General features: G+C 46.2%; 28 protein-coding genes. 5 read left to right on the top strand and 23 right to left on the bottom strand.

The features are described from left to right. Positions 1 to 18: 18 nt before the first annotated feature. The 13 genes from CES79_RS02460 to CES79_RS02400 all read right to left on the bottom strand — a co-directional run bounded on the left by CES79_RS02460 (position 19) and on the right by CES79_RS02400 (position 11298). Entirely contained in the window at positions 19 to 1077 is a 1059-nt protein-coding gene (locus CES79_RS02460) for a cobalt-precorrin 5A hydrolase (RefSeq protein WP_089136207.1), read from the bottom strand. Continuing rightward, positions 1067 to 1837: a cobalt-precorrin-4 methyltransferase gene (locus CES79_RS02455; RefSeq protein ID WP_089136206.1), complete on the bottom strand. Its 771-nt coding sequence runs from the start codon at positions 1835 to 1837 to the stop codon at positions 1067 to 1069. Before CES79_RS02455 ends, CES79_RS02460 begins: the two co-directional genes overlap by 11 nt. 5 nt (positions 1838 to 1842) lie before the next feature. Further along, positions 1843 to 2403 carry a decarboxylating cobalt-precorrin-6B (C(15))-methyltransferase gene (locus CES79_RS02450; RefSeq protein WP_054656032.1) on the bottom strand — a complete coding sequence of 187 codons (561 nt, stop codon included), beginning with the start codon at positions 2401 to 2403 and terminating at the stop codon, positions 1843 to 1845. Beyond that, positions 2393 to 3001, bottom strand: a complete 609-nt coding sequence (locus CES79_RS02445; protein ID WP_054656035.1) for a cobalt-precorrin-7 (C(5))-methyltransferase — start codon at positions 2999 to 3001, stop codon at positions 2393 to 2395. The genes CES79_RS02450 and CES79_RS02445 overlap by 11 nt, the downstream gene beginning before the upstream one ends. Beyond that, complete coding sequence (gene cbiD / locus CES79_RS02440) at positions 2998 to 4140, bottom strand: cobalt-precorrin-5B (C(1))-methyltransferase CbiD (RefSeq protein WP_054656037.1); 1143 nt, start codon at positions 4138 to 4140, stop codon at positions 2998 to 3000. The genes CES79_RS02445 and cbiD overlap by 4 nt, the downstream gene beginning before the upstream one ends. Before the next feature lie 15 nt (positions 4141 to 4155). Further along, on the bottom strand, positions 4156 to 4803 hold the full coding sequence (locus CES79_RS02435) for a cobalt-precorrin-8 methylmutase (RefSeq protein WP_225362286.1): 648 nt from the start codon (positions 4801 to 4803) through the stop codon (positions 4156 to 4158). Beyond that, positions 4800 to 5771 carry an adenosylcobinamide-phosphate synthase CbiB gene (cbiB, locus tag CES79_RS02430; RefSeq protein WP_054656115.1) on the bottom strand — a complete coding sequence of 324 codons (972 nt, stop codon included), beginning with the start codon at positions 5769 to 5771 and terminating at the stop codon, positions 4800 to 4802. The genes CES79_RS02435 and cbiB overlap by 4 nt, the downstream gene beginning before the upstream one ends. Further along, entirely contained in the window at positions 5761 to 7137 is a 1377-nt protein-coding gene (locus tag CES79_RS02425) for a cobyrinic acid a,c-diamide synthase CobB (RefSeq protein WP_089136205.1), read from the bottom strand. Before CES79_RS02425 ends, cbiB begins: the two co-directional genes overlap by 11 nt. A 26-nt stretch (positions 7138 to 7163) precedes the next feature. Continuing rightward, positions 7164 to 8237: a threonine-phosphate decarboxylase CobD gene (gene cobD / locus CES79_RS02420; RefSeq protein ID WP_089136204.1), complete on the bottom strand. Its 1074-nt coding sequence runs from the start codon at positions 8235 to 8237 to the stop codon at positions 7164 to 7166. 5 nt (positions 8238 to 8242) lie between these two features. Continuing rightward, the gene (locus CES79_RS02415; RefSeq protein ID WP_225362285.1) at positions 8243 to 8746 is read right to left on the bottom strand and encodes an ECF transporter S component; all 504 of its coding nucleotides are present in this window, start codon (positions 8744 to 8746) and stop codon (positions 8243 to 8245) included. Positions 8747 to 9085: 339 nt separating this feature from the next. Continuing rightward, complete coding sequence (eutJ, locus tag CES79_RS02410) at positions 9086 to 9943, bottom strand: ethanolamine utilization protein EutJ (protein ID WP_225362284.1); 858 nt, start codon at positions 9941 to 9943, stop codon at positions 9086 to 9088. 337 nt (positions 9944 to 10280) lie between these two features. Beyond that, on the bottom strand, positions 10281 to 10898 hold the full coding sequence (locus CES79_RS02405; RefSeq protein ID WP_054656041.1) for a CatB-related O-acetyltransferase: 618 nt from the start codon (positions 10896 to 10898) through the stop codon (positions 10281 to 10283). Positions 10899 to 10911: 13 nt separating this feature from the next. Further along, a complete protein-coding gene (locus CES79_RS02400) occupies positions 10912 to 11298 on the bottom strand; it encodes an Rrf2 family transcriptional regulator (RefSeq protein WP_089136203.1) in 387 nt (128 codons plus the stop codon). Positions 11299 to 11494: 196 nt separating this feature from the next. Between CES79_RS02400 and CES79_RS02395 the strand changes: the two genes are divergently transcribed. After that, the gene (locus tag CES79_RS02395; protein WP_054656043.1) at positions 11495 to 11743 is read left to right on the top strand and encodes a type II toxin-antitoxin system Phd/YefM family antitoxin; all 249 of its coding nucleotides are present in this window, start codon (positions 11495 to 11497) and stop codon (positions 11741 to 11743) included. 119 nt (positions 11744 to 11862) lie between these two features. Here the strand turns inward: CES79_RS02395 and CES79_RS02390 are convergent, their stop codons facing one another. After that, a complete protein-coding gene (locus CES79_RS02390; RefSeq protein WP_054656045.1) occupies positions 11863 to 12180 on the bottom strand; it encodes a HesB/YadR/YfhF family protein in 318 nt (105 codons plus the stop codon). Positions 12181 to 12329: 149 nt separating this feature from the next. Beyond that, positions 12330 to 12635 carry an HIT family protein gene (locus CES79_RS02385; protein ID WP_054656117.1) on the bottom strand — a complete coding sequence of 102 codons (306 nt, stop codon included), beginning with the start codon at positions 12633 to 12635 and terminating at the stop codon, positions 12330 to 12332. A gap of 180 nt (positions 12636 to 12815) precedes the next feature. Between CES79_RS02385 and CES79_RS02380 the strand changes: the two genes are divergently transcribed. Beyond that, the gene (locus CES79_RS02380; RefSeq protein ID WP_054656047.1) at positions 12816 to 13592 is read left to right on the top strand and encodes an acetoin reductase; all 777 of its coding nucleotides are present in this window, start codon (positions 12816 to 12818) and stop codon (positions 13590 to 13592) included. Positions 13593 to 13756: 164 nt separating this feature from the next. After that, a complete protein-coding gene (locus tag CES79_RS02375) occupies positions 13757 to 14632 on the top strand; it encodes a DMT family transporter (protein ID WP_159459444.1) in 876 nt (291 codons plus the stop codon). 95 nt (positions 14633 to 14727) lie between these two features. On the opposite strand, the gene CES79_RS02370 is transcribed toward CES79_RS02375, so the two are convergent. The 7 genes from CES79_RS02370 to CES79_RS02340 form a co-directional block, all read right to left on the bottom strand. Further along, positions 14728 to 17298, bottom strand: coding sequence for an ABC transporter permease (locus tag CES79_RS02370; protein ID WP_089136281.1), 2571 nt, complete (start codon positions 17296 to 17298; stop codon positions 14728 to 14730). Positions 17299 to 17303: 5 nt separating this feature from the next. Next, positions 17304 to 18005 carry an ABC transporter ATP-binding protein gene (locus tag CES79_RS02365; RefSeq protein ID WP_089136201.1) on the bottom strand — a complete coding sequence of 234 codons (702 nt, stop codon included), beginning with the start codon at positions 18003 to 18005 and terminating at the stop codon, positions 17304 to 17306. Between the two features lie 181 nt (positions 18006 to 18186). Next, positions 18187 to 20646, bottom strand: coding sequence for a phosphoketolase family protein (locus CES79_RS02360; RefSeq protein ID WP_054656053.1), 2460 nt, complete (start codon positions 20644 to 20646; stop codon positions 18187 to 18189). 285 nt (positions 20647 to 20931) lie between these two features. Beyond that, on the bottom strand, positions 20932 to 21381 hold the full coding sequence (locus tag CES79_RS02355; protein ID WP_054656055.1) for a DUF3021 domain-containing protein: 450 nt from the start codon (positions 21379 to 21381) through the stop codon (positions 20932 to 20934). Then, positions 21378 to 21821 carry a LytTR family DNA-binding domain-containing protein gene (locus tag CES79_RS02350; protein ID WP_054656057.1) on the bottom strand — a complete coding sequence of 148 codons (444 nt, stop codon included), beginning with the start codon at positions 21819 to 21821 and terminating at the stop codon, positions 21378 to 21380. Before CES79_RS02350 ends, CES79_RS02355 begins: the two co-directional genes overlap by 4 nt. Before the next feature lie 142 nt (positions 21822 to 21963). Further along, positions 21964 to 22479, bottom strand: a complete 516-nt coding sequence (locus CES79_RS02345; RefSeq protein WP_089136199.1) for a hypothetical protein — start codon at positions 22477 to 22479, stop codon at positions 21964 to 21966. Between the two features lie 80 nt (positions 22480 to 22559). Continuing rightward, positions 22560 to 23150 carry a PepSY domain-containing protein gene (locus CES79_RS02340; RefSeq protein WP_089136198.1) on the bottom strand — a complete coding sequence of 197 codons (591 nt, stop codon included), beginning with the start codon at positions 23148 to 23150 and terminating at the stop codon, positions 22560 to 22562. A 237-nt stretch (positions 23151 to 23387) separates the two neighbouring features. Here CES79_RS02340 and CES79_RS02335 point away from each other — a divergent pair, with 237 nt between their 5' ends. Further along, positions 23388 to 24011 carry a nuclear transport factor 2 family protein gene (locus CES79_RS02335; RefSeq protein ID WP_089136197.1) on the top strand — a complete coding sequence of 208 codons (624 nt, stop codon included), beginning with the start codon at positions 23388 to 23390 and terminating at the stop codon, positions 24009 to 24011. A 5-nt stretch (positions 24012 to 24016) separates the two neighbouring features. Further along, a complete protein-coding gene (locus CES79_RS02330; protein ID WP_089136196.1) occupies positions 24017 to 25003 on the top strand; it encodes an amidohydrolase family protein in 987 nt (328 codons plus the stop codon). Positions 25004 to 25071: 68 nt separating this feature from the next. Here the strand turns inward: CES79_RS02330 and CES79_RS02325 are convergent, their stop codons facing one another. Further along, positions 25072 to 26352 carry a YhgE/Pip domain-containing protein gene (locus CES79_RS02325; protein ID WP_089136195.1) on the bottom strand — a complete coding sequence of 427 codons (1281 nt, stop codon included), beginning with the start codon at positions 26350 to 26352 and terminating at the stop codon, positions 25072 to 25074. Between the last annotated feature and the right edge of the window lie 77 nt (positions 26353 to 26429).

Here is a 26429-nt window from a genome sequence, read left to right as displayed (position 1 = left end):
ACCGTTAACCCTCAATTTCTATATATTTTGACGACTTAATGCGATGGTAACTTCATGTGTTGAGAAGCGTGGCGTCAAGGTCTTCGTCCCAGCCAGTACCTCTGCTGAAGTATTGGCAACGTTGCCGACCCCCACCGTCTGCTTCACGAATTTAGATTCTGGATAATGATCAGCAACCTGATTCAGCTCTGCAGCTGAATAAAAGGTCGCTGAAATGCCAAGCGTGTCCGCCAAATAATGAATGGCATTTTCATGCTGCTTACGGTCGATGGAGCTGATCCCGCAAATTGAATGCCAGGACAGCTGATACTGCGTACAAAATTCCGTGAACGCCTGCTGCATCATGTCATAGGACACCGCTTTACGGCAGCCGATGCCTAAAACGTTCACCCGTGGGACGACCTGGACACTGTTCACAAACTTATCGGTCAGTGCCTGATCAGAAACAATCACTAACGGCACCTGCGGATCACGCTGACTGAGATCAGTCAAAACGTGAAACCCGCGTAGATCTGATAGTGCGGTCTTAAAAGCCGGTGCCACGTAAATTTCAACGGATTCGCCAGCTGCCAGCAAACTATTGATCTGCTTCGTCCGATATTTAAACTCGGGGTAGTAGCCATGAACGCGCTTGGCTAAATTATCCAGTGCTTGAACGTGTTCGGTATCCGTAGCGGTTGTAATCACCGGATCTGCACCCAGCAGTTTGGCAATCTTCAACGTCCACGCATTAGCCCCGCCAACGTGACCGGATAACAGGCTGATCACGTGGTTGGCCTTTTCATCAACGACTAAAACGGCCGGATCCGAAGTCTTATCCACCAATAACGTGGAAACCGTCCGCACCACGATGCCCGTAGCCATGATGCAGACCACACAGTCCATGGTTTGAAACAGTTCACGAAAGGCTGTTTTAAACCCGCCGCGTGCAAATGATTGTTCGTGTGCCTGGGCATATTTTGCTGGTACCACTAACGTAAAGCGGTCATTTTTAGTACATAACTGACGGCCAAGTGCTGAGCCAACTTTGGTTAAGGCAATTACCGCAACCGCGCTGTTCTCAGAATCATTTGTCATCCTTGATGCCTTTACGATACGTATGGGTAAAGTGGGCGTCGTATAACTTGGAATTGTTATAGTCCTTGCCTAAGAAATCACCCACCATGATCAGAGCCGTTCTGCTGATATTAGCTTCTTTGACCTTTTTGGCAATATCGGCTAAGGTGCCGCGAACGGACTTTTCATCGGCCCAAGTTGCTTTGTAGATCACCGCTGCCGGCGTCGTTTCTTTGTAGCCACCTGCCAATAATTCACGAACCACCTTTTGAATCCGTGAGGTGGATAAGAAGATGACCATGGACGTGTGGTGACTGGCTAGTGCTTGCAAGTTTTCGCCTTCTGGCACTGGTGTCCGACCCGCGATTCGGGTAATAATGACACTTTGAGCAATTTCTGGCACGGTGTATTCAACACCCAGACTGGAAGCGGCACCCAAGAAGGCACTGACACCGGGAACGCATTCAAATTCAATGTTGCGCTTCTTCAGTTCCTCAACTTGTTCACGGATGGAACCGTAGATTGAGAAGTCCCCCGTTTGGAGCCGAACGACCTTTTTGTCAGCCTTGATACCCTTTTCCATGTTTTCAATAATGTCTTGCAGCGTCATGCTGGCACTGTCTAATTTTTCTGCTTCTGGTTTGCAGTAATCCAATAACTCTGGATTAACTAATGAACCGGCATAAATCACAATGTCGGCATCCGCTAACCGCCGATACCCCTTTAACGTAATTAACTCCTTGTCGCCAGGACCTGCACCTACAAAACTTACTACTGTCATCTCGTTCATTCCTTCCTTGTTGCACTAATGATTAACGTTGGATTCTGCGGCTTAAAGTAATGCCCTTTGCCTAATCCATGCCACTTTGAAACTCTGACCTCAGACATTTCCAGTGTCACTGCCTGGTTTTGATCAAGGTAGCTGAATGCCTGCATTGCATTTTCCTGAAGAATAAAGTTCAGCACTAAGGTACCATCAGGATTTAAATGACTGAGTGCAAAATCAATAATCTCTTCAAGGTTTGACCCGCTGCCGCCAACAAAGATGGCATCGTACATCTGATTTGGAACGTCATCCGGCGCCTCGCCCTTAACCAGGTCGATGTTGGCCGTCTTAAACTTATCCATGTTTTGCTGCATAATATCGATGGCATCATCATGGTGTTCAACAGACGTTACTTGCAGGTCAGGAAACTCTAAGGCCGCTTGGATACTGACACTGCCAGTGCCTGATCCAATATCCAGCATTGAGTGCTTGCCCTGTAGCCGTAGCTTATCAATGCTTAATGCCCGTACCTCAGACTTCGTCATTGGTACTTTTGATCTTAAAAACACTTCATCCTTCATCTTTTATAATCACCACATTCATTTGATAATCGCGTTTTTCAACCGTCGATTCGGTGTAACTCGAAATTCGTTCATCGGGATAGCTTAGCCGTTCACCCACCAGAATGGTTCGGTGCAGATGGCGCTTTTTAATCGCTTCACCAATCTCAAAGGGGCCAATCTGACTGTCAGTGACCATGCCCACTACCCGATGCGTCAGCAAGAAGTCAAAGTCTGGTACGCGGCCGTGGCTACTGGTTAAGTAAACATCGTTCATCGACAGCCCCACCGTGTTAAACATGTACTGAATGGAACTGATTCCCGGCACTAACCGCACCGCGTCACGCCCAAATTGGGCAATGGTCCAGTTGCCGATACCGTACAGGATCGGATCGCCGGAAGCTAAGATCACGACGTTTTTGCCATTGGCCAGCCAGTCATCAATGGTGGTTTTCAGCTCGCTTAATTTGGTAAACAATTTTTCAGTCGCCTGACTGGTATCAAAGGCATCAAGCTGTCGGCGCGAGCCAATCACGAGATCCGCTTGGTCGACCCATTTTTGACTGCCATTGAGCCGCAGACTGGCTCGCCCTGGTCCAATTCCTAAAACGGTTATCATTTCCACTCAGCCTCAATTTCTTCAATCGGCTTGGTTGAAGCTAACAGCTTCGTTTTCTGGGAAAAGACCACGGCGTCAATGTCTACGTGTGGCTGCCGGTGAGCCAGTAATCTGGCAGCCCGTTTTTGAATCTTATCCACGATCACTTGATAGACCGCTTGGTAGCCGGCTTCATCGATCAAATCGACCATTTCAATAGTGGTAATCGAGTCATTGACCTTTTTCAGCAGATCAAGTGGTGCGCCTAACAAAGCTAAGTTGGCCACCATGATCTCTGCCCGGGCATCCGCGTCCCGACTGTGGGTTGAGAAGATACCGCCGGCAATTTTAATGAATTTACCCATATCGCCAACTAATAATAGCTTGGTAAAACCTAGACGCTGGACTTCTTTTAGTACGTAACCCACGAAGTTGCTCATCTGAACTTGCTGCGTATTCGGAATGTGCATCTGCTGCGTTAAGAAGTCTTCACCGTAATTACCGGGGGTCAAAATGATCCGTGTATCACCGCGCTGCTTATGGATGTTCATTTCAATCGAAATCGACTTTTTCCAACTCTCCACGGACATTGGCGTCACGATACCGCTAGTGCCAAGAATTGAAATTCCGCCGACAATTCCCAGTTTGGGGTTATAGGTCATCTTTGCGACCCGTTCACCCTCCGGCGCTGAAATCACAATGTCGGCACCGGCCTGATCACCCAATACTTTGCGTACACTGGTTTTAATCATCTTACGCGGTGTGGGGTTGATGGCTGGCATACCTGGCGCATTCGCCAGTCCCTTTTGGGTCACGCGACCGATGCCCTTACCGCCATCCAGCGTGATCTGGTTATCCTCTCGCAAGGTCACGGTAGCGTAAATCAGCATGCCATCAGTGGCATCCTGATCATCGCCGCCGTCTTTCTTGATTGCCACGCTAGCTGAATGTTTATCAAAGGTACAATCCACAATATCGAACTGCACTTTTTGACCATTGGCCGCCAGCACTTCAACGGTGACCTGATCAGCCTGGTCTAAAATTGCTTTGGTTGCTGCGACCGAAGCCGCCGTAGCCGTGGTCCCGGTCGTATAGCCCTTTCTTAACTTTCGTCCGTTGTAGAAAACGAAATCATCTGCTGTATCTGCTGTTTTTGGCACATCTTCCACCACCTATTACTTTAAATCTAAGTTATAGAGCACCGCGTTGACTAATGCAGCGGCTAGATTACTGCCACCCTTACGTCCTAGAGCCACGATTGCCGGAATCTTGCTGTCGTAGAGGGCCTGTTTACTTTCAGCCGCTTCAACAAAGCCAACCGGAACACCGACAACGGCTTCAGGATCCAGCTTACCGGCCTTGGTCATTTCAATGATCTTGTACAGCGCAGTTGGTGCGTTACCAACTACGAATAATTTTTCGGTATCGGCCTCAGCCGCCATTTCAATCGCTGCCATGGAACGGGTAATTTTCCGTTCTTCAGCGATTTTAAAGGTCTCAGGCTCACTGATGTAGCAGTGATAATGACAGCCAATGGCGTTGAGCTTGCGTTTATTGATTCCCGACAAGGCCATGGTCGTATCGGTGAAGATGGTGCCGTGATGCGTTAACACGTGCTGCATTTTTTCAATGACATCACCGGAGAACTTGAGGTTCTTCAAATAGTCAAAGTCCGCGGTCGTATGAATGGCCCGCTTGATAATGGCTTCTTCAATGGGTGACTTAAACTGATAATCAGGATCGATCTTGTCAATTTCGTCTTGAATCATCTGAAAACTTTTTTCCGTGATTTTATTGGGAATCGTAATGTACTTTTCTGTCAAAAGAAATATCCTCCTAGCTGATACACACCTATCCAAATGAACGTGAAGATCAAGAAGCTTAACACTGCAACGACGTACAATAATCGCAGGGTACTGGCAATCGCCCCGACGTCAGCCGGATTGCCATTAGCATTGCCAATATAGGGTTTATCGACCCGCTGGCCAAAATAGTTATGCGGCCCGCCTAATCTCAAACTTAACGCGCCGGCAACCACTGCTTCAGAAAAGCCGCTGTTGGGGCTTTTATGGTGCTCCCGATCACGAAAGCCAACGCTGACAGCCTGCCGGGTATCAAATCGTAACAGCATGGTTGACAGGACCAGAAACAGCCAGCTTAAGCGCGCCGGAATGTAATTAAAAACGTCATCAATAATTGCGGATACCCGACCGATCGCGCGGTACTTTTCGTTTTGATAGCCGACCATGGAATCCAGCGTGTTAACTGCTTTATAGGTCAGCCCGAGCACCGGACCACCAATGAAGAGAAACATCATCGGTGCAATCACACCATCACACGTATTTTCAGCCACCGTTTCGATGGTAGCCTTGCAGACCTCTTCATCCGTTAACTGAACGGTGTCGCGGCCAACGATCATGCCGACTTGGTAACGGGCCTTGATCAGATCACCTTGTTTCAGGCTTTTCATGATCTTATGACTTTCAATAGCCAGACCCTTGACCGAAAGGCACGTATAGCATAAATAACTCGCCACGATAAACCGTAACCAGTCGTAGTCCCATACCGCCCACATGATCAGGGCCGTTACGCCAGCGGTAATGCCGATCACCGCGAGCCACATAACGGCTCCCAGCCACTGCTTAGCCTTATCCGAGTAATTCTCCCGGTTAAACCACTTGGTGAACAGGGCGATCAGCTTACCAATCAATTTCACTGGGTGCGGCCAGGTCGGCGGGTCGCCTAGTATGAGATCGGCAACCAACCCACAGCCTATCCAACTAATTAACATCAACGACATCAGCCCCTAAGTTACGCAGCAGTTTCGCGAAAAACTGACGCTTTTGGTAAAAGTGAACGTGCAGATAGCTGGCAAACGTCTGACGGACCTGATACCCGCCGGTCCATTCGTCCACTATCTTGCCATCCCTGATCTTGCGCATTTTTAAAACTGAAGTATCCTGCGCGTCATCCGGTGTAAAGATCGAATGGTGAAATTCATGGCCGCGGATCCGTTCACCCTTTGACCCTAAAATGACATCCTTAACCGGTACCGCTTCGCAGTAGCCAAACCGCTTCAAACGCGGTGTCATTTCACTGCTGCCCTTAAAGATACCGATCATATCGTAGCTGCCAGTTTTCGTGATCAATTTTTCACCCAGATACATCAGCCCGCCGCACTCGGCATAAATCGGCTTATCGGCTTCTGAAAAGGCCCGAATAGCGTCTTTCATCTCGTGATTATCGGCCAGTTCTGCCGCGAACTCTTCCGGATAGCCACCACCAAGATACAAAGCATCGACTGGTGGTAATTGCTTATCCTTTAAAGGACTGAAATAGACCAATTTGACGCCGGCTTCTTTTAGTAGCGCTAAATTGTCTTGATAGTAAAAGTTAAAGGCTTCATCGGAGGCAACTCCCAACGTCAGTTTCACTTGATGCTGAACAAACGGTTTGATCAGCGTTGATTCGGTACTGGACCCGGCCAGCGATAAGATCCGTTTTAAATCAATGTCCTCACTGGCAAGCTGCCCCAATCCCGCAATCTTCTTATCGACACTGGGAATTTCATCATCGGGAACTAGTCCGAGCTGCCGCGATGGCAGTGACAGTTCCTTCTTATACGGTAGATACCCTAAAACGGGAAGCCCGACATAACGGTCAATGGCCGCTTTAATCAGGTTAAAATGATTCTGGCTCATCACGTTATTGATCACCACACCCACGATGGGGACTGCCGGATCAAATTCCACAAACCCCTTCACGATGGCGGCAACCGAAGTGGAGGCTGACCGGCCATTCACAACCAGGATCGTTGGAATCGCTAACTTCTTGGCAATACTGGAGGTGGAATGGGCATCCTTATCCGTTCCTAAACCGTCATAGAGACCCATGACACCTTCGACTACGGCCAGATCAACGCCCTGATTATTGCGTTCAAACAGGTATTTAAGGACTTGATCATCAGGCACCAGAAAGCTGTCAAGGTTCCGTGAATTACGGCCGGTGATCCTGGAATGAAACTTGGTATCAACGTAATCTGGTCCCACCTTATAGGGTTGAATCGTATACCGGTTACTTAGCGCGGAAAGGATGCCCAGTGTCACACTGGTTTTTCCTGAACCGCTCGTCGCACCAGCAATCAGAATCTTCTTCACTTTAGTCATCCCTTTTTAACTGATTTTTATAACAGCGCTTTCAAGCCGGCAATCAGCTGCTGATTTTCTGCATGCGAGCGCACCGCTACCCGATAGTAATGCCCATCTAGACCAACATAGTCGGAGCAATCTCTGATCATGATGCCTGATTGCCATAATTTTTCCCTGAGATGCACGATGTCACTACGGAATAAGTAGTAGTTAACCCGTGACGGAAAGACGGTAAGGTAGCTGATCTGCTGTAACGCATTAAACAGATACTGTTTTTCCTGACTTAACCAGGCCTGCGTTTTAGCGATGTACGCGGTATCCTGATACATTTTTTCACCAAACCGCTGAGCAAAAATATTGACCGTCCACGGTTCTTCTTGTTCTGCCAGTTTCATCCTTAAAGCTGGGTTCTTTGTCACCAAAAAGCCTAACCGTAATCCCGGAATGGCGAAGAACTTAGTTGCGGAGCGGATCACGACAACCGGATCTCGTTCGTCTAAATGTGGGATCACGCTCAACCGATCTCCCTCCACGAAGTCCATGAACGCTTCATCAACGATCAACCAGATATGATGCGTCCGGCAATAATCCGCAATGGTCTTAATGTCTGCCGGCAGCAGCATCTGTCCCGAAGGATTGTTTGGATTACATAGGCAAATTAAATCAACTTCTGAATGTGTATTTAAATAGGTTAATAACTGATCGATATCAACTGCAAAATCATTTTCCGGTGTCAGTTTAAAATGGCTGACGTGGGCACCTGCGCGGGTCAATGAGCGTTCATATTCACCGAACGTCGGTGCCAGGACCAGCGCTTCACGGGCCTTCAGTGCCGTTGCAGCATCGAAGATCATCTGAACCGCACCGTTACCAACGAAGACGTTGTTGGCGGTTACATTAAAGTGCTGCCCAATAGCTTGTTTTAATTCTGGATAGGCTGGATTGGGATAATAAACCACTTCGTCCAACGCATCCGCTAAAACCTGTTTCATTTTCGGGGAAAGACCCAGCGGATTGATATTAGCGCTAAAATCAACTAATTGATCCGCAGCGATTCCCGTCTTTGCTGCAATCTGTTCACGGTTCCCACCGTGTTTTACTGTCATCATCTTTATCACCCCAGAAATGCTGCGTGTGTCACACGATCTGGCATTGCGACGTACACTATTTCACAAATTGCGATATTCGCGATCGTCGCAATTGTGAGTGGCACAAACAACGCCAAAATGGCCTTTCCCATAATGGGATAGAGGAAAACCGCTTCAATTGGAACGGTAATGGCATAGCCAGCAACGTCTGACAGCAAGATTCGAACCAAACCGTTCTGATCCTTATTCTTTCGAATCCAGCCAAAGACAAACATGCAGATCCCCATGATCACCGCGATGATCAAGTGAATCGGTAACGTCAGTGGGAAACCCGCCAGCGCAGCGGATACCAAGTGGCCAAAAACACCAAGTATCGCGCCATACCAAGGGCCAAGTAAAATGGCTCCCAGAAATGCCGGCATCGAATCAAACGCAATTGATCCCATGATCTTAATGTTTGCGCCAACAACACACAGTGCAATCAACATCGCCGTGAGTGTCAGCCGTTTTAGTCGATCTGAGCTATCCAAAGAAAGTCCTCCTTTGTTCAAAGCCATTCAAAGCGCAACATTTTTCACTAGCTCCATCTTATCGTACAATTCTGAGCAAGCTCGCAGTTTTGTAGTATTCAGCATATCTAAGGCAAAGTAAGGCGAACATGTGCTAAATTACTAATATAATTCGTCTTTTTCACGGATTTTGGTATTATTTTGCAATGGCCCAAAAATAATGACTAAAAAGAACTAAAACTGCCTGAATGACTTCCAGAAAACAATCAGCGTCCGGACTAGGTCTCCTACTTTGGAGAAACTTGTCCGGACGCTGTTGACGTTATTAAAAACTCATTGATGACGTTATTTTGACCCAGTCTATTCTGCTGTCCCGTCGTCAAACATCGCAATGCCTAACGGTGTCACAAACTGCGGGTAGTCAGGTTTGTAAGCTGGCAGTTTAAGGGTCTTACTAAACGTTGGGATGAAATCCTTAAAATTAATGGCACCACCAACGACGATTACTGGCTGCTCGACCCCAGTCTTCACCGCCGTTTTGGTAATGGTCGCCATCTTCTCGACTACTGGCCGGATCACGCCGAAGACTTCATCTTCATTGGCGGGATCCCGCTTCATGAGCTCTGCTTCATCGGCCTTAACGTGCTGATTGCCCGCCAGTACCAGCGTCATATGAAAACCACCCGTGGCTTCATCCAGGACTTCCACCAGCTTACCGCGCTGAAACACACTAATACCAGTTGTCCCACCACCAATATCAACCACCGTGCCGTCTTGCATCTGCAAAAACTTGGCAGCCGCCGTTGGTTCATCAACAATTGCCGGACAGATAAAACCGGCAGCCTCAATAACGTTTTTGACGATCTTGGCACTGCCTTCACCAGTCTTCGGTGGAATCGCACCGCAAGCTGTCGTCAATGGGACGCCTAACACGTCTTCGGCTTTCTGCTTTAACTTTTCCAGGATCTGAACGGATTCCATGTAGTTCACAACCAGCCCATCACGAACGGCATGGTCGTACTCAAACGCACCGTATATCGGTTGATCCTTACTATCTAAAACGGTCAACACGATTGAGGAAGTCCCTAAGTCAACGCCAGCCTTTAATTTTTCTTTAGGTGAAACCTTTCTCATCGCCTTTTCGCTGTTAACAACTTGATCAAATTGATCAAGCTGCTGGTTAACTGCATCGAGGTCCATCTTTTGTTTTTTAGTCATCTTTAATCCCAGCTTCCTAAAAATATGTCAATATTTTATATAGCGCTTACATTTGTAAGTAATGATGATGACGCTAATTGCGATTACTCAAGCCCTTACGAATAAACCACTGTCCCGTGTAAATAAATAATAGGAAGTAACCGTGATTTTTAGGCTTGAACCGTCTTAATTAGTCATTGTGAAATAGTATTCATTTAATGTCTTACTATTTATCTTATCATGAGACATTACATTCCGTAAGCGACATATATGTTTTATCTTGACGCCTTTGTATCAATTTAAGTTAGTTACTTGTAAAAAAACGGACTGCACATTACCGTGCAGTCCGTTTTTAGGTTTAATAGTTGTTAATCAATTGCGTTAAGGTATCAATATCCTGGTCAATATCGATATTAGCCAAGGTATCGCGGTTCTTCACAAAGAAGTCGGGATCCAGTTTACTAAAATCAAGTTTCAGCAACGCTTCAATCGTCGCCGGTTTAAACCGATACTTGATCACCTTGGCCGGATTACCGCCCACAATAGCGTATGGCGGGACGTCCTTGGTTACAATACTACCCGCTGCAACCACTGCGCCCTGGCCGATGTTAACGTTAGAAACCACCGTTACGTTAGCACCGATCCAAACATCGTCGCCCAACGTAATTGGCCCCTTGGCCTGTACATCCGCCTGCTTGGTCACAAAGAACGCATCGTAGGGAAAACTCAAGAAGCGCTTGTAGTCATGCTCCCCACCCATTAAAAAGGTGACGTTATCAGCGATGGAACAAAAGTTACCAATGGTCAGCCGTTCATTATCCGCACCCCAGGAGCGAATATCCAGGTTGCCATAAGTAAAGTTGCCAACGGTCACTTTGTCGATTGGAAACGTATAAGTGGCCACTGTCGTCGTATTATGGCCGTTGCGCTCACGCCACTGTTTTCTAAAATCTTCGAGCGAAATATCCGTGTTCATTCAAATCCTCCATCTAAATCTGTTTTAAGTCAATAAGCCGTTTATTTTCGAGATATTGCCACATCTGCTCTTCTGCCGCTTGAATCGTGGCCGCAATCTCACATTGCTCGCCCGCACCTTCAAGCGCGTCTTGGTAATCCGGTCGGCCATCCAGTGCTTCAATGATCATCGCAAAGGTGATCTTGTCGGGCTGCTGGGCAATGCGGTAGCCACCCTTCACACCGGGAACCGATGCAATCAGATTAGCCTTCGTTAGCCTAGTCAATATTTTGGATAAGTACGTTGGCGACACTTGGAAGCGGTCCGCCAACTCTTTAATACTGGTATTTTGCTGAGACTGTTTTTGAACTAAATAGGTCATTACGTGCAGTCCCATATTGGTTGCCTGTGTGAATTTCATTTAATCACCTCTATTATAGATAACATTTATCTACGATATCTTAATTTAGTTTAAATGTCAATCACTTAATTAAAAAGCAATGCGTGAAAGTCGATCCCTAGTCTTACGAAAGTAAATGGTGCATTTTAAGTACAATATACTGTACTTAATCAACAAACATGATATTCTCAATTTAACTATAAATGAGGTGATTAATATGGACACAGTCACTTACAGTAACTTTCAGCGCAATTTGAAAGCTTATATGCAAAAAGTAAATGACGATGCGGATAGTTTGATTGTTATCACTAAAGAACCGGATAATTCCGTTGTCGTTATGAATAAAGATGATTATGATGCTATGCAGGAAACGATGTCCATCCTTAGTAATCACAAATTAATGGATCGAATCCGTGAAGGCGATGACCAATTTGCTCAAAACGATGGTCATCAACAGAATAAATAAACGATTCGCATCTACGCCTGTCGTTATCATTATTGATGAATTTAAACTAAAAACACCCAATCTGTTGACTGGGTGTTTTTCTGACTATTTATCACTAAACGAAAGTAACATGTTTAGCCTTACAGTTCGTCGTTTTCTGTCCACTTATACTGAACATTTTCTGGATCCTTTTCAGGGTCATAGTCCACCTCAAGGTCGTAGCCAGCGAAGAACCATAGATCATCTTTTTCAATGTAGAAAGTGACACCATCTTTTACCACTTTAACACCAAAGTTATGCGGGTTTAATTCCCTGGCCAGCGCAATTGAAAAACCGTGATGGACTTTAGTACGGCCATATAACTTGCCATAAAAACGAATCGCTGCACTTTGATCCGCGCTCACGTTCATTTCGTCTTCGAACCACTTCACTGCGGCATCGGTAATTTGTAATTTCATAGATTGATCCTCCTTGGATAAACCTGTTTAAATGCAATTAAAGCACGTGTTAGCCACACGTCAACTTCAATATACCATACCCCGCCAGCAGTGTGAAAATTAATACTTGTGTTTTATTTAATTTGTGTGCAACTTATTTTGCAATGGTTTTAAGCCACTGGTACCAAGTGAATGTGGGCGTGGAAAACTTTTTGATAAGCCGCCTTCCCCACGTGACTGAACACTTGATAACCGCGGGGATGATACTGCCCATCTAAGTAATCTTTAGCCTGATCCAGTAAATCAATCATGGCGATCTGCACGTCTCGTGGCGCATCAAAGAAAGTTACGTAATGTTCCTTGGGGACAATTAAGAAGTGGCCTGGTGCCACCGGATGAATATCGTAGAAACCCTTCGCCAGCTTATTTTCGATAACGGCTGGTTTGCTGCAGAAAACACAATTATCATCAATCATTTCAATCACCTATTCTCTCAACTGACCAGAAATCTTCCCCTAGTCAGAAACTATTATTCACATTTAATTGTACCACCACCATTATTTCCAATAAAACGAAAGCTGATTGTTTGTAAAAGCGCTTTCAATCACGTACAATTTAAAAGTACTCTATTAAAATAAGTTGGAGGTTTTCCGATTATGACAAAAGTTGCAATGGTTACAGGTGCTGCTCAAGGAATTGGTGCTGAAGTTAGTTTACACTTAGCAAAAGCGGGCTTCGATATCGCGGTGGCCGATTTACCGGCACAAGAGGAAAAAGCTCAAACGGTAATTGCTAACGTTAAAGACGCTGGTCAAAAAGCCATCTTCGTTCCCGTTGACGTCACGGATCAAGCTGCGGTTGCCAAAGCCGTTGATCAAGCTGCTGACCAGTTAAACGGCTTTGACGTGATGGTCAATAATGCTGGGGTTGCCAAAGTTGATAAGTTTGAAGATATCAAACCTAAAGATCTGGAATTCAGCTACAAGATCAACGTCTTTGGTGTCATCTACGGGATTCAGGCCGCTGCCAAGAAGTTCAAGGAATTAAAGGTGCCGGGCCGGATCATCAACGCGTCCTCAATTGCCGGAATGCACGCCTTCCCAGTCTGGGCAACTTACTCATCAACGAAAGCCGCAGTTATCAGCATCACTCAAGACGCTGCTTTGGAATACGCTCCTGATCACATTAACATCAATGCCTATGCACCAGGTGTCGTTGGTACAACTGGTATGTGGGATGAGATCGATGCGAAGATGTCTGAAATTAACGGCAAACCATTGGGGCAAAACAAGAAGGATTACGTGGGCACGATTCCGCTAGGTCGGACCGTTGAACCTAACGATATCGCCAACATGGTCACCTTCTTAGCCAGTCCAGAAGCTGAATTTATCACCGGTCAGACTTACGCCGTTGATGGCGGTGGCTTGCTTTAAAATAAGCTTTAAACGACTAAAAAAACGTTCCTGCAAGTTAATTCTTGTAGGAACGTTTTTATATTTACATCACCTTTAACCAATCAGAAATACCTTTTCTTGAATACCTTATTTAGTGTAAAATGAGTCTTATACAAATATTATTCAAAGGATGTCATACATATATGAATCGTCATCGTGCTTTTTGGCTGATGCTACTGGTAACCGCCTCTTGGGGAGCGTCTTACATGTGGATGAAGATTGCCCTCATCAGCGTTGCGCCATTATTTCTAGTTGGTCTACGGTTTACCGTCGCGTTTTTAGCCACCATCATTATTTTCGCCAGAGTTTTAAAGCGCCCAACTCATCAGGAAGTCGTGGCCAGTTTTATTTTAGGAACCCTGTTATTTTGCGCTTTCACCTTTGTCATGATCGGTCTGCAGCATACTGATGCCTCAACTGCCGGTTTTTTGCTCAGTACGACTACCGTGTTTGTCGCGATTTTTGAAGCGATTCTCAAAAAACGCTTTCCACGGCTGAGTACGGTTATCGCCACCATCGTTGTCGTTATTGGTCTGTACTTGCTGGTGGCAAATGGTGCGGGGCTAAAACTGAATTTCAACGCGCTGCTGTGCCTCGCCTGCGCTGCCATCTACGCAATCTACATTATCGCTTCTGATATCTTGTCAAAGAAGCATTTAGTCACCTTCAGCGTCAGTATCTGGCAACTGGGTGTCGCTGGTGGCGAAGGCCTCATCTTCGGTGGTCTATTGGACGGTGTTACACTGCCGCAAACCACTTCTCAGTGGGGCGCCGTATTAGCGCTAGGCTTGATCTGCAGCGCCTTTGGTTTTGTCGCACAAACGCAGGTGCAGCACTATCTGGCACCAGATACGGTGGGCCTCATTTACTCACTGGAACCCATTTTCTCCGCAATTTTTGCCTTTCTAACCTTAGGCGAAGTCTTATCTGGTCAGCAATATTTCGGAGCAGCCATCATTTTTCTGAGTGTCGTTGCTTCAGAAATTGTGAAAGCCCGCTGGCCACGAGCTGAAAGTTAACTATCATTCAAATACTTTATAATCCACTAAAAAACGCCAACCCATTTCTGAAAGGTTGGCGTTTTTTGTCTGATTTAGCTTTCATGAACAAGAACCTAATTTTCCTTCAGTGCTTCCACCATATCCACGTGCTTGAGTTTCTGATGGGTCACCCACATGACGATCAGGGTAAAGGCCACCATCAATAACGTGGCTACCACGAACCCTGGCCAGCGGATGATCACGGGGAAGACCACCTGCGCAGTCGTCGCCTGATTCAAAATAAAGCTCAGCAGTCCCCAACCGGCACCGTATCCCAGAACAATGCCAAAGACCGTCAGTAAAATATTTTCTCGGGAAACGTACATGGTCACTTCATTATCAAAGAAACCAAGTACCTTCACAGTTGACAGCTCCCGAATCCGCTCCGAAATATTGATATTAGTCAGGTTATACAACACTACAAATGATAGCACCCCGGATAGTAAGATCATCAGCAGCACGATTACGTTCATGGAGCTGCTCATGGTCTTGATCGTGGCTTCCTGATCTGAAGCAAAGCTGGTACCAAGTGCACCGCCACGCTTCAGCAACTGTCTCGCCAATTGCTTTTGCTGTTGATCAGATTGCCCGTTCAGTTTGAGGAGTAGTGTATTCACCACTGGCTCAACATTGAAGGCTTGGTGATAAGCAGTCGGACTCATGTAGGCAAACACCCCCATGTAATTCGGGGTAACCGCAGTCACTTTCAGGGCAGCTTTTTGACCAGTTGTGGTGGTGAAACTCACCTTATCGCCCGTTTTGATATCAAGTTGAGACGCAATTTTCTTACTGATCACCAACCCTTTTGTGTTGAGTGAATGGCTCAGTGTGACGTATTTTTTAAACTGCTGCTGATTATTCGGGGTGACTAAATTAACATCGCTGATTTGTTTAGCATTGGCTTTCACTTTACCAGTGGTCATATTAACCTTCGTCGCACCCTTGTAAGCAGATGACTGATTCAAAATTGTCATGGCCTTTTTGCTCTGATCATTATGGGCCAGTGACACGGTAGCTGAATAGTGAAAGATCTGGCCGTACTGTTGGCTGGCGGTTGAGCCAATTGAATCATTAAGGCCAAACCCCGTCAGGATCAGCGCGGTCCCGCCAGCGATACCAATGATCGTCATCCACATCCGACTTTTATACCGAAATAGATTCCGGTACGAAACTTTTTGGGTAAAGCTCATCCGCCGCCACAACGGCGTGATCCGTTCCATCAAAATCCGTTTAGCTGATTTAGGCGCGCGCGGCAACATCAAGTCGGCTGGTTTCTCCGCCAGTTCACGCCGGACAACGATAATTGCTGCTCCCACCGTTGCTAACAGTGAAAACGCCACGGCTAATGCGATCACCGTCCACATCACTGGTATCGACGTTGTTAGCGGAATACTCATGTGATACATCGAAATCACTAGTCGCGGCAGTGTCGCGTTACCGATGACACTCCCTAAAAGAGCGCCAATCAAACCAGCCATTAAGGCATAGGTCAAATAATTTCGCGCAATGACCCACTTAGTATAACCCAGCGCTTTAAACGTCCCAATTTGACGGCGTGCTTCCTCGACCATCCGCGTGATCGTCGTAAACGTGATCAATGCTGCAATAAGGAAGAAGAACACTGGAAATATATTAGCAATCGTCGCGATGCGATCCGAGGTGTCGCCAAATGACGTAAACCCAGGGAGGTCTTCACGCGTCTGACAAGTATAGGTCGTCTGTGTCCGGGTGTTCGCCTGTTTTAAAGCCGTGTCAAGTTTGGCTTGATTCTCCCGTAACGTTGCTTGTTGCTGCCGAAGCGCTGCTGAATCGCCGGTTGCTTGCTTTAACTGCGCTAACTGCTGTGAGGCCCGGGTCAATTTTTGCTGTTGCGGTGCAAAGGACCGTTTGACATCTGCTGATAGTTGCCGATCACGCTGTTTAGCTCGTGGTTTGAAGGCAGTTTTCAGCTCGTTAACTTTTTTATTCACCGCAGTTTGGTAGTCATCACTAAATGCATTCAGTCCCTGCAACGATTTAAACCTAACCGTTAGCACCGTGGCAGTTGAAAGTTTCAACTGCTGCGGTTTGATATAAGCGAAATAGGCTACCGTCCCATCGCCAACGTTCGCTGCACCACGAGTGGTGTAATCAATGTACCGCGGTGAATCTGCGAAACCGACAATCTGATATGAACGTTGCTTGAGGTTGGCTTGCCGGTTAAACCGGTAAGTGTCCCCTAAATGATAGCCGAAATCTCGTTTAGCCCGTTCATCCAGCACGATTTGATTAGCTGATTGGGGTAAATGACCGCTGCGTAATTTCAGTTGATTCTGTTTGGCACCGGATTGGTACCCATACAGGGCCACCACGTCTTCATCCTTGCCACCGGTGACATCCTTAAACTTGCTGATTTCTGCTTGAGCACCGCTCACTTGCTCGGCCGTTTGGACGTCTTTGCGGGTAAAACCAGTTGTCGAAAATAACTGCACATCACTTAAATGTTTAGCCTTAACCGTGGTAGCCATGGAGTCATTCAGACTGGGACCAGTCGCTTTAACGCCCACAAAGATCAGCGTGCCCAATAAAATAATCATAATAATGGCAATGAAGCGCCCCTTGTTGGCAGCAATTTCGCGCCACATATTTTTCGTCATTGGCTTCATGCTGATCACCACTCAATCTGCTCAACGGAAACTGGCGTGGGATTATCTTCAACCGAGCGAACTCGGGCATCGTTAATGCGGATGATGCGGTCTGCCATTTTAGCGATTGCTGCGTTATGGGTGATAATGACCACCGTCTTGTTGTCCCGTTGACTAGCTGTTTGCAGCAAGCTTAAAACTTGCTTACCGGTTTCAAAATCTAAAGCACCGGTGGGTTCATCGCAAAGAAGTAACTTCGGATTCTTAGCCAACGCGCGCGCAATCGCTACCCGCTGCTGTTCACCACCGGAAAGTTGGGACGGAAAATTATCTAAGCGATTACCCAACCCCACTTCACGGAGCGTTTTTTCTGCATCTAACGCGTCATCCACGATTGAATTCGCCAGTTCAACGTTTTCCTTAGTCGTTAAGTTCGGAATCAGGTTATAAAATTGAAAAACAAAACCCACGTCACTGCGCCGGTATGCCGTTAATTGCCGGTCGTTAAATTTAGCAATGTCAACGCCATCGATCAAAACCGCACCGCTCGTTGGCGTATCCATGCCGCCAAGAATGTTCAGCACAGTTGATTTCCCAGCACCACTTGGCCCGAGGATCACGGTTAATTGGCCCTGTTCACACGTAAAACTCAATTTATTATTGGCAATAATTTCGGTTTCGCCCATTTGGTATTTTTTAGATTCATCTTGCACTTCAATGTAACTCATCGGTGTACCCCCATTCGATTACTCTTGTATTGAGTATCGCTTGACTGTAACAGAATTTCAAGGTGGAATATTTTAGGCACCAACGCCGGACTATTTTTGATAACACCTCCGTGTACACAAAAAAAGCCAGCTCAATTATGAGCTGACCTTTTTCAAATGTTCAGTGATCCGTTAAAGAAAATTACTTCTTCAATGGAGTCCATTGCCATTTAGTGAATTCTTCAATATCGCGACCTTCATCACGAGTAACCTTGAAGTGTTTTGCTAAGATGTCATCCATCTTCTTGTCAAAGGCTTTACCGGCGGCTTCGTCGATAACACCATTGGCAATCAATGTGTTAACAGCATCTTTAGATTGGTTGAAACGATCAAGCTTAGAGTAAACACGCATGTCGTATGCAGTGGTGATGTCACCATCTTCACGGTAACCGTGAACGTGTGTGCCTAAGTGTTGACGTTCGTAGAAGATTGATTCGATCAGATCTTCATAACCGTGGAAACCGAAGAGAACTGGGGTTCCTGATTGACCGAAGAGTGCTTCGAACTTGTCATCTGACAATGAACGTTCTGCGTTCAGAGGGCCGTTCTTCTTTTGAAGACGTCCAAGTTCAACAACGTTGACATAACGCATCTTAACTGATGGGAATGCATCGTTGATCATGTCGATAGCAGCTAAGGTTTCGATAGTTGGTTCAACACCAGCTGAAGCAAAGACGATATCTGCATCTTCACCTTCAGCAACAGTTGAAGCCCAGTCAATGGTCTTGATACCTTCAGTAGCTAATTCTTCAGCTTCATCGATTGAGAACCATTGTTGACGAGGTTGCTTAGAGGCAACGATGTGGTTAAGCTTTTGACGGTCGCGGAAGGCACGGTCAAAGACAGCTAACAACGTGTTACCATCGGCTGGAAGATATTGACGGATAAAGTCAGACTTCTTTTCAGCCAAGTGGGTCAGCATACCTGGGTCTTGGTGGGTGTAACCGTTGTGGTCTTGTTGGAACACAGTTGAAGTTGAGATCAGGTTCAATGATGGGTAATCATTGCGCCATGGTTCAGCAGCAGCTTGGCGGATCCACTTGAAGTGTTGAGTGGTCATTGAGTCAACAACGCGCAGGAATGATTCGTATGAAGCGAAGATTCCTTGACGACCAGTCAGAGTGTAACCTTCAAGCCAGCCTTCAGCTTGGTGTTCTGACAATTGAGCATCTAAGATACGGCCTTCTGGGGCTTCGTATTGGTCATTAGGTTTCTTGACCTTGCTCATCCATTGACGGTTAGTCATCTTGAACATATCCCAGAGACGGTTTGACATGGTTTCGTCAGGACCGAATACACGGAATGATGTTGGGTTCTTAGTGGCAACGCCAGCAAAGAATGATGACAGCACGTTCATATCCATGTTGCGGTTACCATCTGATAATAAAGTACCGCGGTTGTTTTCGTTGATGTCGTTAGCTAAGCTCTTCCAGTCAGGCAAGTCAAGCATAGCTGGCTTTTCGCCACGACGACGGCCACCGTTAGTTACAGGGTTAGCTGCCATCCGCTTGTCGCCCTTAGGTGCAAAGTCAGCAACTTCGGTCTTCAATGAACCATCAGTATTGAATAATTCAGTTGGCTTGTATGAGTTCATCCAAGCTTCGAACGCTGGTAATTCGGCCAGGTTGTTTTGGCTTAAACCAAGTGGCACTTGGTGAGCACGGAATGAGTTTTCGATTGGTTCGCCAGCTGGGTTCGTCTTAGGACCGCCCCAACCTTTAGGCAAACGTGCGATCACAACAGGCCAAGCTGGAATAGTACCATCTTCGTACTTGCCGTTTTCGCGAGCATCTTTTTGAATTTGTTGGATATCAGCAATTGCTTGATCAAATAATTGAGCAGCTTTTTCGTGGTAAGTCATGTAATCGTGAATATCATCGTTTTCAAGGAAACGAGGTGACCAGCCAAGACCTTCGAAGAACTTAGCAATCTTGTCATCGCTCATTCGACTGAAAATCGTTGGGTTGGAAATCTTGAAGCCGTTTAAGTCAAGAATTGGTAAAACGGCACCGTCGTTCTTAGGGTTCAAGAACTTGATTGAGTTCCAAGCAGTCATTGCAGGACCGGTTTCAACTTCACCATCACCAACAACTGTGAATGCGATTTGGTCTGGGTTATCCAGAACGGCACCAGTTGCGTGTGAAAGTGAGTAACCAAGTTCGCCACCTTCATGAAGTGAACCAGGAGTTTGTGCAGTCATGTGGGAACCAATTCCACCAGGGAATGAGAACCGCTTGTAAAGACGTGACATTCCTTCAAGGTCCTGAGTGATTTCAGGGTAAGCGTCGGTGTAAGTACCGTCCAAGTAAGAGTTAGTTACCATTACTTGGCCACCATGACCGGGGCCACCAATATAGAACATGTTCAAACCGTACTTGTTGATCAAACGGTTGGCGTGGGCATACAGGAACGTTTGTCCTGAAATAGTACCCCAGTGACCGATTGGCTTAACTTTTACGTCATCCTTTTGGATTGGTGTGTTCGTAACTGAGAACAATGGGTTGCTCTTCAGAAAAATCATACCGCCGGAAAGATAGGTTGTGGCACGCCACCAGGCGTCAACTTTTTCCAAATATGATTTGGAATCATAATCTACTGTCATGAATTTGTACACTCCTTCATTTTGAATAGCTTTCTTCTAACAATTAACGAGAAAACGTTATGGTCCATTTGCTTTATTAATAATATCAAGTTTTGCCAAAAAGTCAACAACTTTTTAAATTGATACGGTCCAATTATTGAAAATGTACTTAATTTCGCATTTTCGCCCATTGTCAGCAGCTGAAGCCAGCCCGGTTTCTCGTGCTTAAATCATACTATGTCCGGCTGAAATGCGATAGTTAATTTTAAAATAAATTCATGATTTTCTGCCTGATTTGATTTTTGTTTACTTCTTTTCTTTATTTAGTAACTGATTCAACTGGTGAACCTTACTCTTAGCAATTTGCATGGAAACGGCCCAAATGATGACGTAGATGATGACAAATTCAATCAGGTACATCATGAAATAGCTCTGTATTGGAAACCACCCAGCGAGGAGGGCTAACGGCGTGAACAACGCAAAGGTCACAATAAAGTGAACGATCGTCTGTCGGGTAATGTTCCATTGCGTCTCAAAAATCAGGTAACTGCCAACGTCGAATACAATTCCCATCAGCGCCCACAAACCAGCGGAAGCAATTGTTGCTATCAAAGAATTAGGAAATTGGTTAATAAAGTCTGGTGTTGATGACATAAAAACCGTTGTATGATTCAGCAGTGAAAAGCTGAGTGCCAGTAAAAAACCAATCGTGATGCCAGCTGCTGCTCCCGAAATTGCGTGTGAGATAATTTTCATTTTAAAAACGTCTCCTTAATATGGTGTACATAACGTCTAGAAGTATACGTGGTCGCGCCGGTCGTTAAATGGATCTGGTAACTGCCGCTATTAGTCAGTGAAAATGATTTGATTGCCGTTTTATTGACGATTTCAGCATTTGACACGGCAATGAACGTTGATTCTGAAAGCTGCTCTCTGAGTTCATACATCCGTTGCCGAACTTGGTAAGTGCCCGCCACCGTCTCACAGACTACGTGTTTATCCTGTGTGTAAAATCGAATGATCTGATAGAATGGTACGACGATTTGCCGTTCATTCTGGTAACCTATAATCGTCATGTTATTGACCAGCTGATCAATTTCTACAGAAAGCTGTACCAGTTCTCGGTTTTCTTTTTGTGCGTTAATACTGATGAACGGTTTAACGAACTTCTCTGCTAGGTTGAAGATGACATCCATGTTAGTTCCCCCTCCTTTCAACATTAGTTTAGCTACCGATTACTTTGATAACCAGTTGACTGGGATAACTGGTCGGATTCATTGGATAAGTGGTCAAAAACGACCGTTAGCATACAGGCTAACGGTCGTTTTGACGTTTCATTTAAAATTTATAGCTGCCACTGCTGCTGACCGAAACTGTCCGCTGTCCCTTAGGCAATAACGTTTTGGCGTGAGTGAACACCTGCGCTGACTTCAATTTTGAGCCGGTAACGTTCCACAGCAAAACCGATTGAGTCTTGCCATTAACCTTATGGGTCACGTGCCGAAAGTACATGTAATCAGCTTTCGTCCAACCAGATCCGGCTACCGCTTGATGCTTGTTCTGGGCCATCTTAGCCATCTGTCCAACGTTGATCCGGTACCAGCCATGAACTTTGCTGACCGTTGGCAGATAGCCGAAGTTACCCGTGCCAGATGGAAACGAATGCCAAGTTAACTTATGGGTTGAAAATGAGACCATTTCACCCGCTTTTTCTCCGCGATAGTGGGCAGTCGTCGAATACCAGGTTCCGCGAACTGACTTCGAAGCCGTCCCCGCTGATTTAGCGTTCGCACCCACTCCTGACAAACTAAGTCCAGCAACCAAGACCCCTGCAGCAAGCATCAATTTTTTCATTGGAAGCACCTCTGCTATTTTATTTATAACAGCATAAGCATACTGCGATTAAAGCCTTTCAGCAACTCCCTTAATTAAGATTAATCGTCATGTTCAACCGTTAGTACCTTCCCGGTCTGCGCGTTTAATTTAACGTTCGTCTCTTTGCCCTGATGTTCAAATTGAATCTCCCAATTCGTTTGGCCTGCTTCATGGTCTAGCGAGGCTTCCGTCACCGGCTGATTTTTCGCTGAACTCTGGGCGATCTGAACCGCTCGTTTTAAACTGATCAGCGTATTCAAGTTAAGGGCTTCCTGCCGTTTTGCACCATTGGCTTCGTCCGCATCTAACCGCTCGCTTTGCTTGGCAATTATTTTGGCATTCTCGGCATTTAGCTTCACCTGATACTCACGGTGATCGTCAGCACCCTCAAGCTCATATTGGTACTTGCCCAGTTCTCGCTCCACTGAAATGCCCGTAATATCACTGTTAGGAAACGTTTTTTGATACTGTTTGATGGCTGTAGCGACTGGCACCTTAACCTGAGTGACATCCGCAACCGCACTGGAAGAAGCGGCCTGTTGACTACTAGCAGTTTGACCATGTTGGCCCTTGTTTTGCGAATAATCATTTGCGGAACAGCCCATCAGGACTACCGGTAGAATTAATGTTAAGAGGAGTTTAGCTTTCATCTGGAAAACACCCTTTCTTGGCTAAAAACACGTGACGGTCAAAATTGGATATCGATTTTAATGATGTATTCAGTGTACTGAGAATACAGCGTAAATTCAATCAATCCTACCTTTTAAATGCACCCATGAATTTAACTTGAATATAATTAATTGACAATTATCAATCATTGACTATACTAAACAGTCGAAGATAGAATTTACAATCATCTGGTTAATTTTGAGAGGAAGTCATCATACATGTTGTTTGAACAAACTCGGCCCCAAACCCACAATGCACAGGAAATGTTAGATAAGTATCAAATTACGGAACTGGTTCACTACGAACGTTACGCCCGCGACTATGGTCTGTGGGATGGCATGGCCACCTGCTATACCGCTGATGCCACCATTGAGATTTCTTGGTATAAAGGTCCCATTAAAGGCTTTTTGGAAGCTTCTAAACCAGGGCCCGATGCACAAACTGACTCTTTACCAGCACACAAGATGCACGAAACCCTAGTCTGGCTGAACGGTAACAAAGCTGTCGCAGTAGTCGTCACCACCATGACCGGCCGGACACCGGTTCAGGGGCAGACTATGGATAACCTGATTTACGTGCGGCTAGTTTATTCACTCAAACGGGTCAACGGCGAATGGAAGATCTATTCCATGACCCCCGTGTACGAGCGCGATACCCTGCTACCCGTAACCCCTAAGGACATCAAGCCAGTCGAAGGTGCCCGTGACAGCTACAAGAATTTGGCCATCGTCTTGAAAGACCTCGGAGCTAAAACCAGTGATGACCTGCCAGGGTTAGATCAGCCAGCTAGTGTTCAAAAGTTCCTGAATGGCGTCCAGGACTGGTTTGAAAAAAAGGAGTAATACAGATGACAAAAATAATTACGGTTGAAGAACACTTTCAAGCACCATTTGGTGAATCAGCTCCCCAAGCGCAGCCGGAAACCAAGGTTGACCCTAGAGGTCCCAAAGGCAATCTTGTCGATCACTATCTGCAAAACTTTGATAAACGATTGGCCTACATGGATAAGTACAATATCGATATGCAGGTCTTATCCGATGCTGGTAAATCACCCCAGATGGCACCTGATGCCCAAGCCGTTGCTGGCTGTCGCCAAGTCAATGACACCTTAGCTGCTGAGATCAAAAAGCACCCCACCCGTTTTGCCGGTTTAGCTACTCTCCCAGTAAACGTGCCCGATGCTGCCGCTGAAGAACTGGAACGTGCTGTCACACAGTTGGGCTTTAAGGGTGCCCTGATTGCCGGTTTAGCTAACGATCATTTCTTGGACGAACCGCAATACTTCCCAATCTTTGAAATGGCTGCTAAATTAGACGTGCCAATCTACCTGCACCCCGGCATGGTCAGGGCGTCCGAACGCAAAATGCTTTATCACTCTTCAGCTTATTCCGACCAGATCGGTGATATGATCTCACTAGCCGGTTGGGGCTGGCACATGGAACAGGGTGTTCAGATGCTGCATTTAATCTTATCTGGCTTGTTCGATAAGCTGCCTAACCTGAAACTCATCTCCGGTCACTGGGGCGAATTCGTACCGAACTTCTTGGAACGGCTAGATGAATTCACTGGCATGGTTGACCCGCATTTGGACCGTAAATTCTCCGAATACTACCGCAATAACGTCTACATCACCGCTTCTGGGATGTTCACGCAACCGCAGATGGATTTAGGCCTGGCTGAAATGGGCCCCAATCACGTCCTTTGGGCAGAAGACTTCCCCTACCTCAGACGTGAAGACCAAGTCGCCAGCTTCCTGGAACAGGCACCCATCAAACCCGATGTACGTGAAAAGATTGGTCACGAGAACGCTGAAAAGCTGTTTAAGTTAAATTAATCTATGGACTAACAAAGCCCCAAGTATTGCTCTTACGAGAGCAATGCTTGGGGCTTTGTCGCTATGATTTAATCAAAACTGATCCACTTAGAAAATCCCTTTGGCTGTCGACCACGATAACTGATTGCAACAATCAAGATCGTTAACAGTAGCCCAAGGCCAATGACCAGCCAAAGTGCCGTATCAAACGCACCGGTTTGACCGCCACCATATAAGGCATTAAATGACAGGTAAATCCCTTGATACATTGGGGCGTGGTAACTCAGCCACTGGTAGAAACCGCCCATGGCTTGCCGTGGAATGATTGCGCCACCTGCGATAACTTGCGCCACCATAAGTGGTAACTGCACAATGATCGATGGTAACCCAAACATCAGCAGTGCTAATGCAAAGCTCAATTCAAAAGCACCTAGTCCGAATAGCCATTCACTGCCCCAAAGAGTGAGTAACGCACTCCCAGAGAATTGAATGAAGCAACGTAACGTCAAAATGGCGATCAATGGACCGATAATCGTTCCCAGTACCCCGTTGATCTGGGCTGCTAGAAAAGCGGTCCACTTACCCATCGCAAACCGGCCACCCATAAACATGAGCGTTAGGATAATACTCATGATCATGAAACCGAGATAAAGGCCTAAGTTCAAGAACATCGGCGCCATCTGGTATTGATAATTATCGCCAAGTTTGTGTAAATGGGTCGTGTGACTGTCTGGCGCAGCTGTCAATTTTTTGGCAGCCCGTTGCGCCTGAATCTGAGTCTGTTTCGTCACTGTTTGTTTAACCTGCTGCTGCATTTTCTTCATTGCTGCAGGCGGCATTTGGCCACCGGCTTTAGCAGCTTTAGCCTTAGCTTGAGCACTAGCCTGCTTAGCAATCTGCGGCCCAATCTGCTCAGCCATCGCCCCGGTAATACGACCGGATGTCAGTTGAGCTGCAATCTTGTCTTGGATCGCCGTAATTGCTGAACGGGTAATGCTATTTTGCAAAAGCCCGTTGGAGTCACTCACGTAGAAATTAAGTTTCGGCTGTTTGCCAGCTTCAACCGACTTCGTGAACCCTGCCGGAATTGCAACCGTCATTGCATCCGTCCGGTTGGATAATCGATTTTTAGCAGCGGCTAAATTCGTAGTAGTGGTGACGTGCTTAAACGGCACGTTATCTTTGAGCCCTGTCGTCATTTTCTTAGTGACCGCCGTCTTATCCTGATCCACGATCGTCATGCGAAGTTGATCAGTAGACGTTGGTAATTTGGAAAAGCCTGGCACAGCTGCCAAAATAAAAAGTACCCCTGTGATAACAGAAATTAGCATCGCAACGTATGCTAACGGGTGTTTAAACCATTGTCTCATAACATCTTTCTCCCTTACATTTGTAGTTATATTCAGTATGAAACACCAACCCCACAGTCACAATCTGCAAAAAAACG

Origin of the sequence: Secundilactobacillus silagei JCM 19001, assembly GCF_002217945.1 — a bacterium.
In the GTDB taxonomy this organism is placed as follows: Bacteria; Bacillota; Bacilli; order Lactobacillales; family Lactobacillaceae; genus Secundilactobacillus; species Secundilactobacillus silagei.
This window is presented reverse-complemented; position numbering and strand designations above follow the sequence as displayed.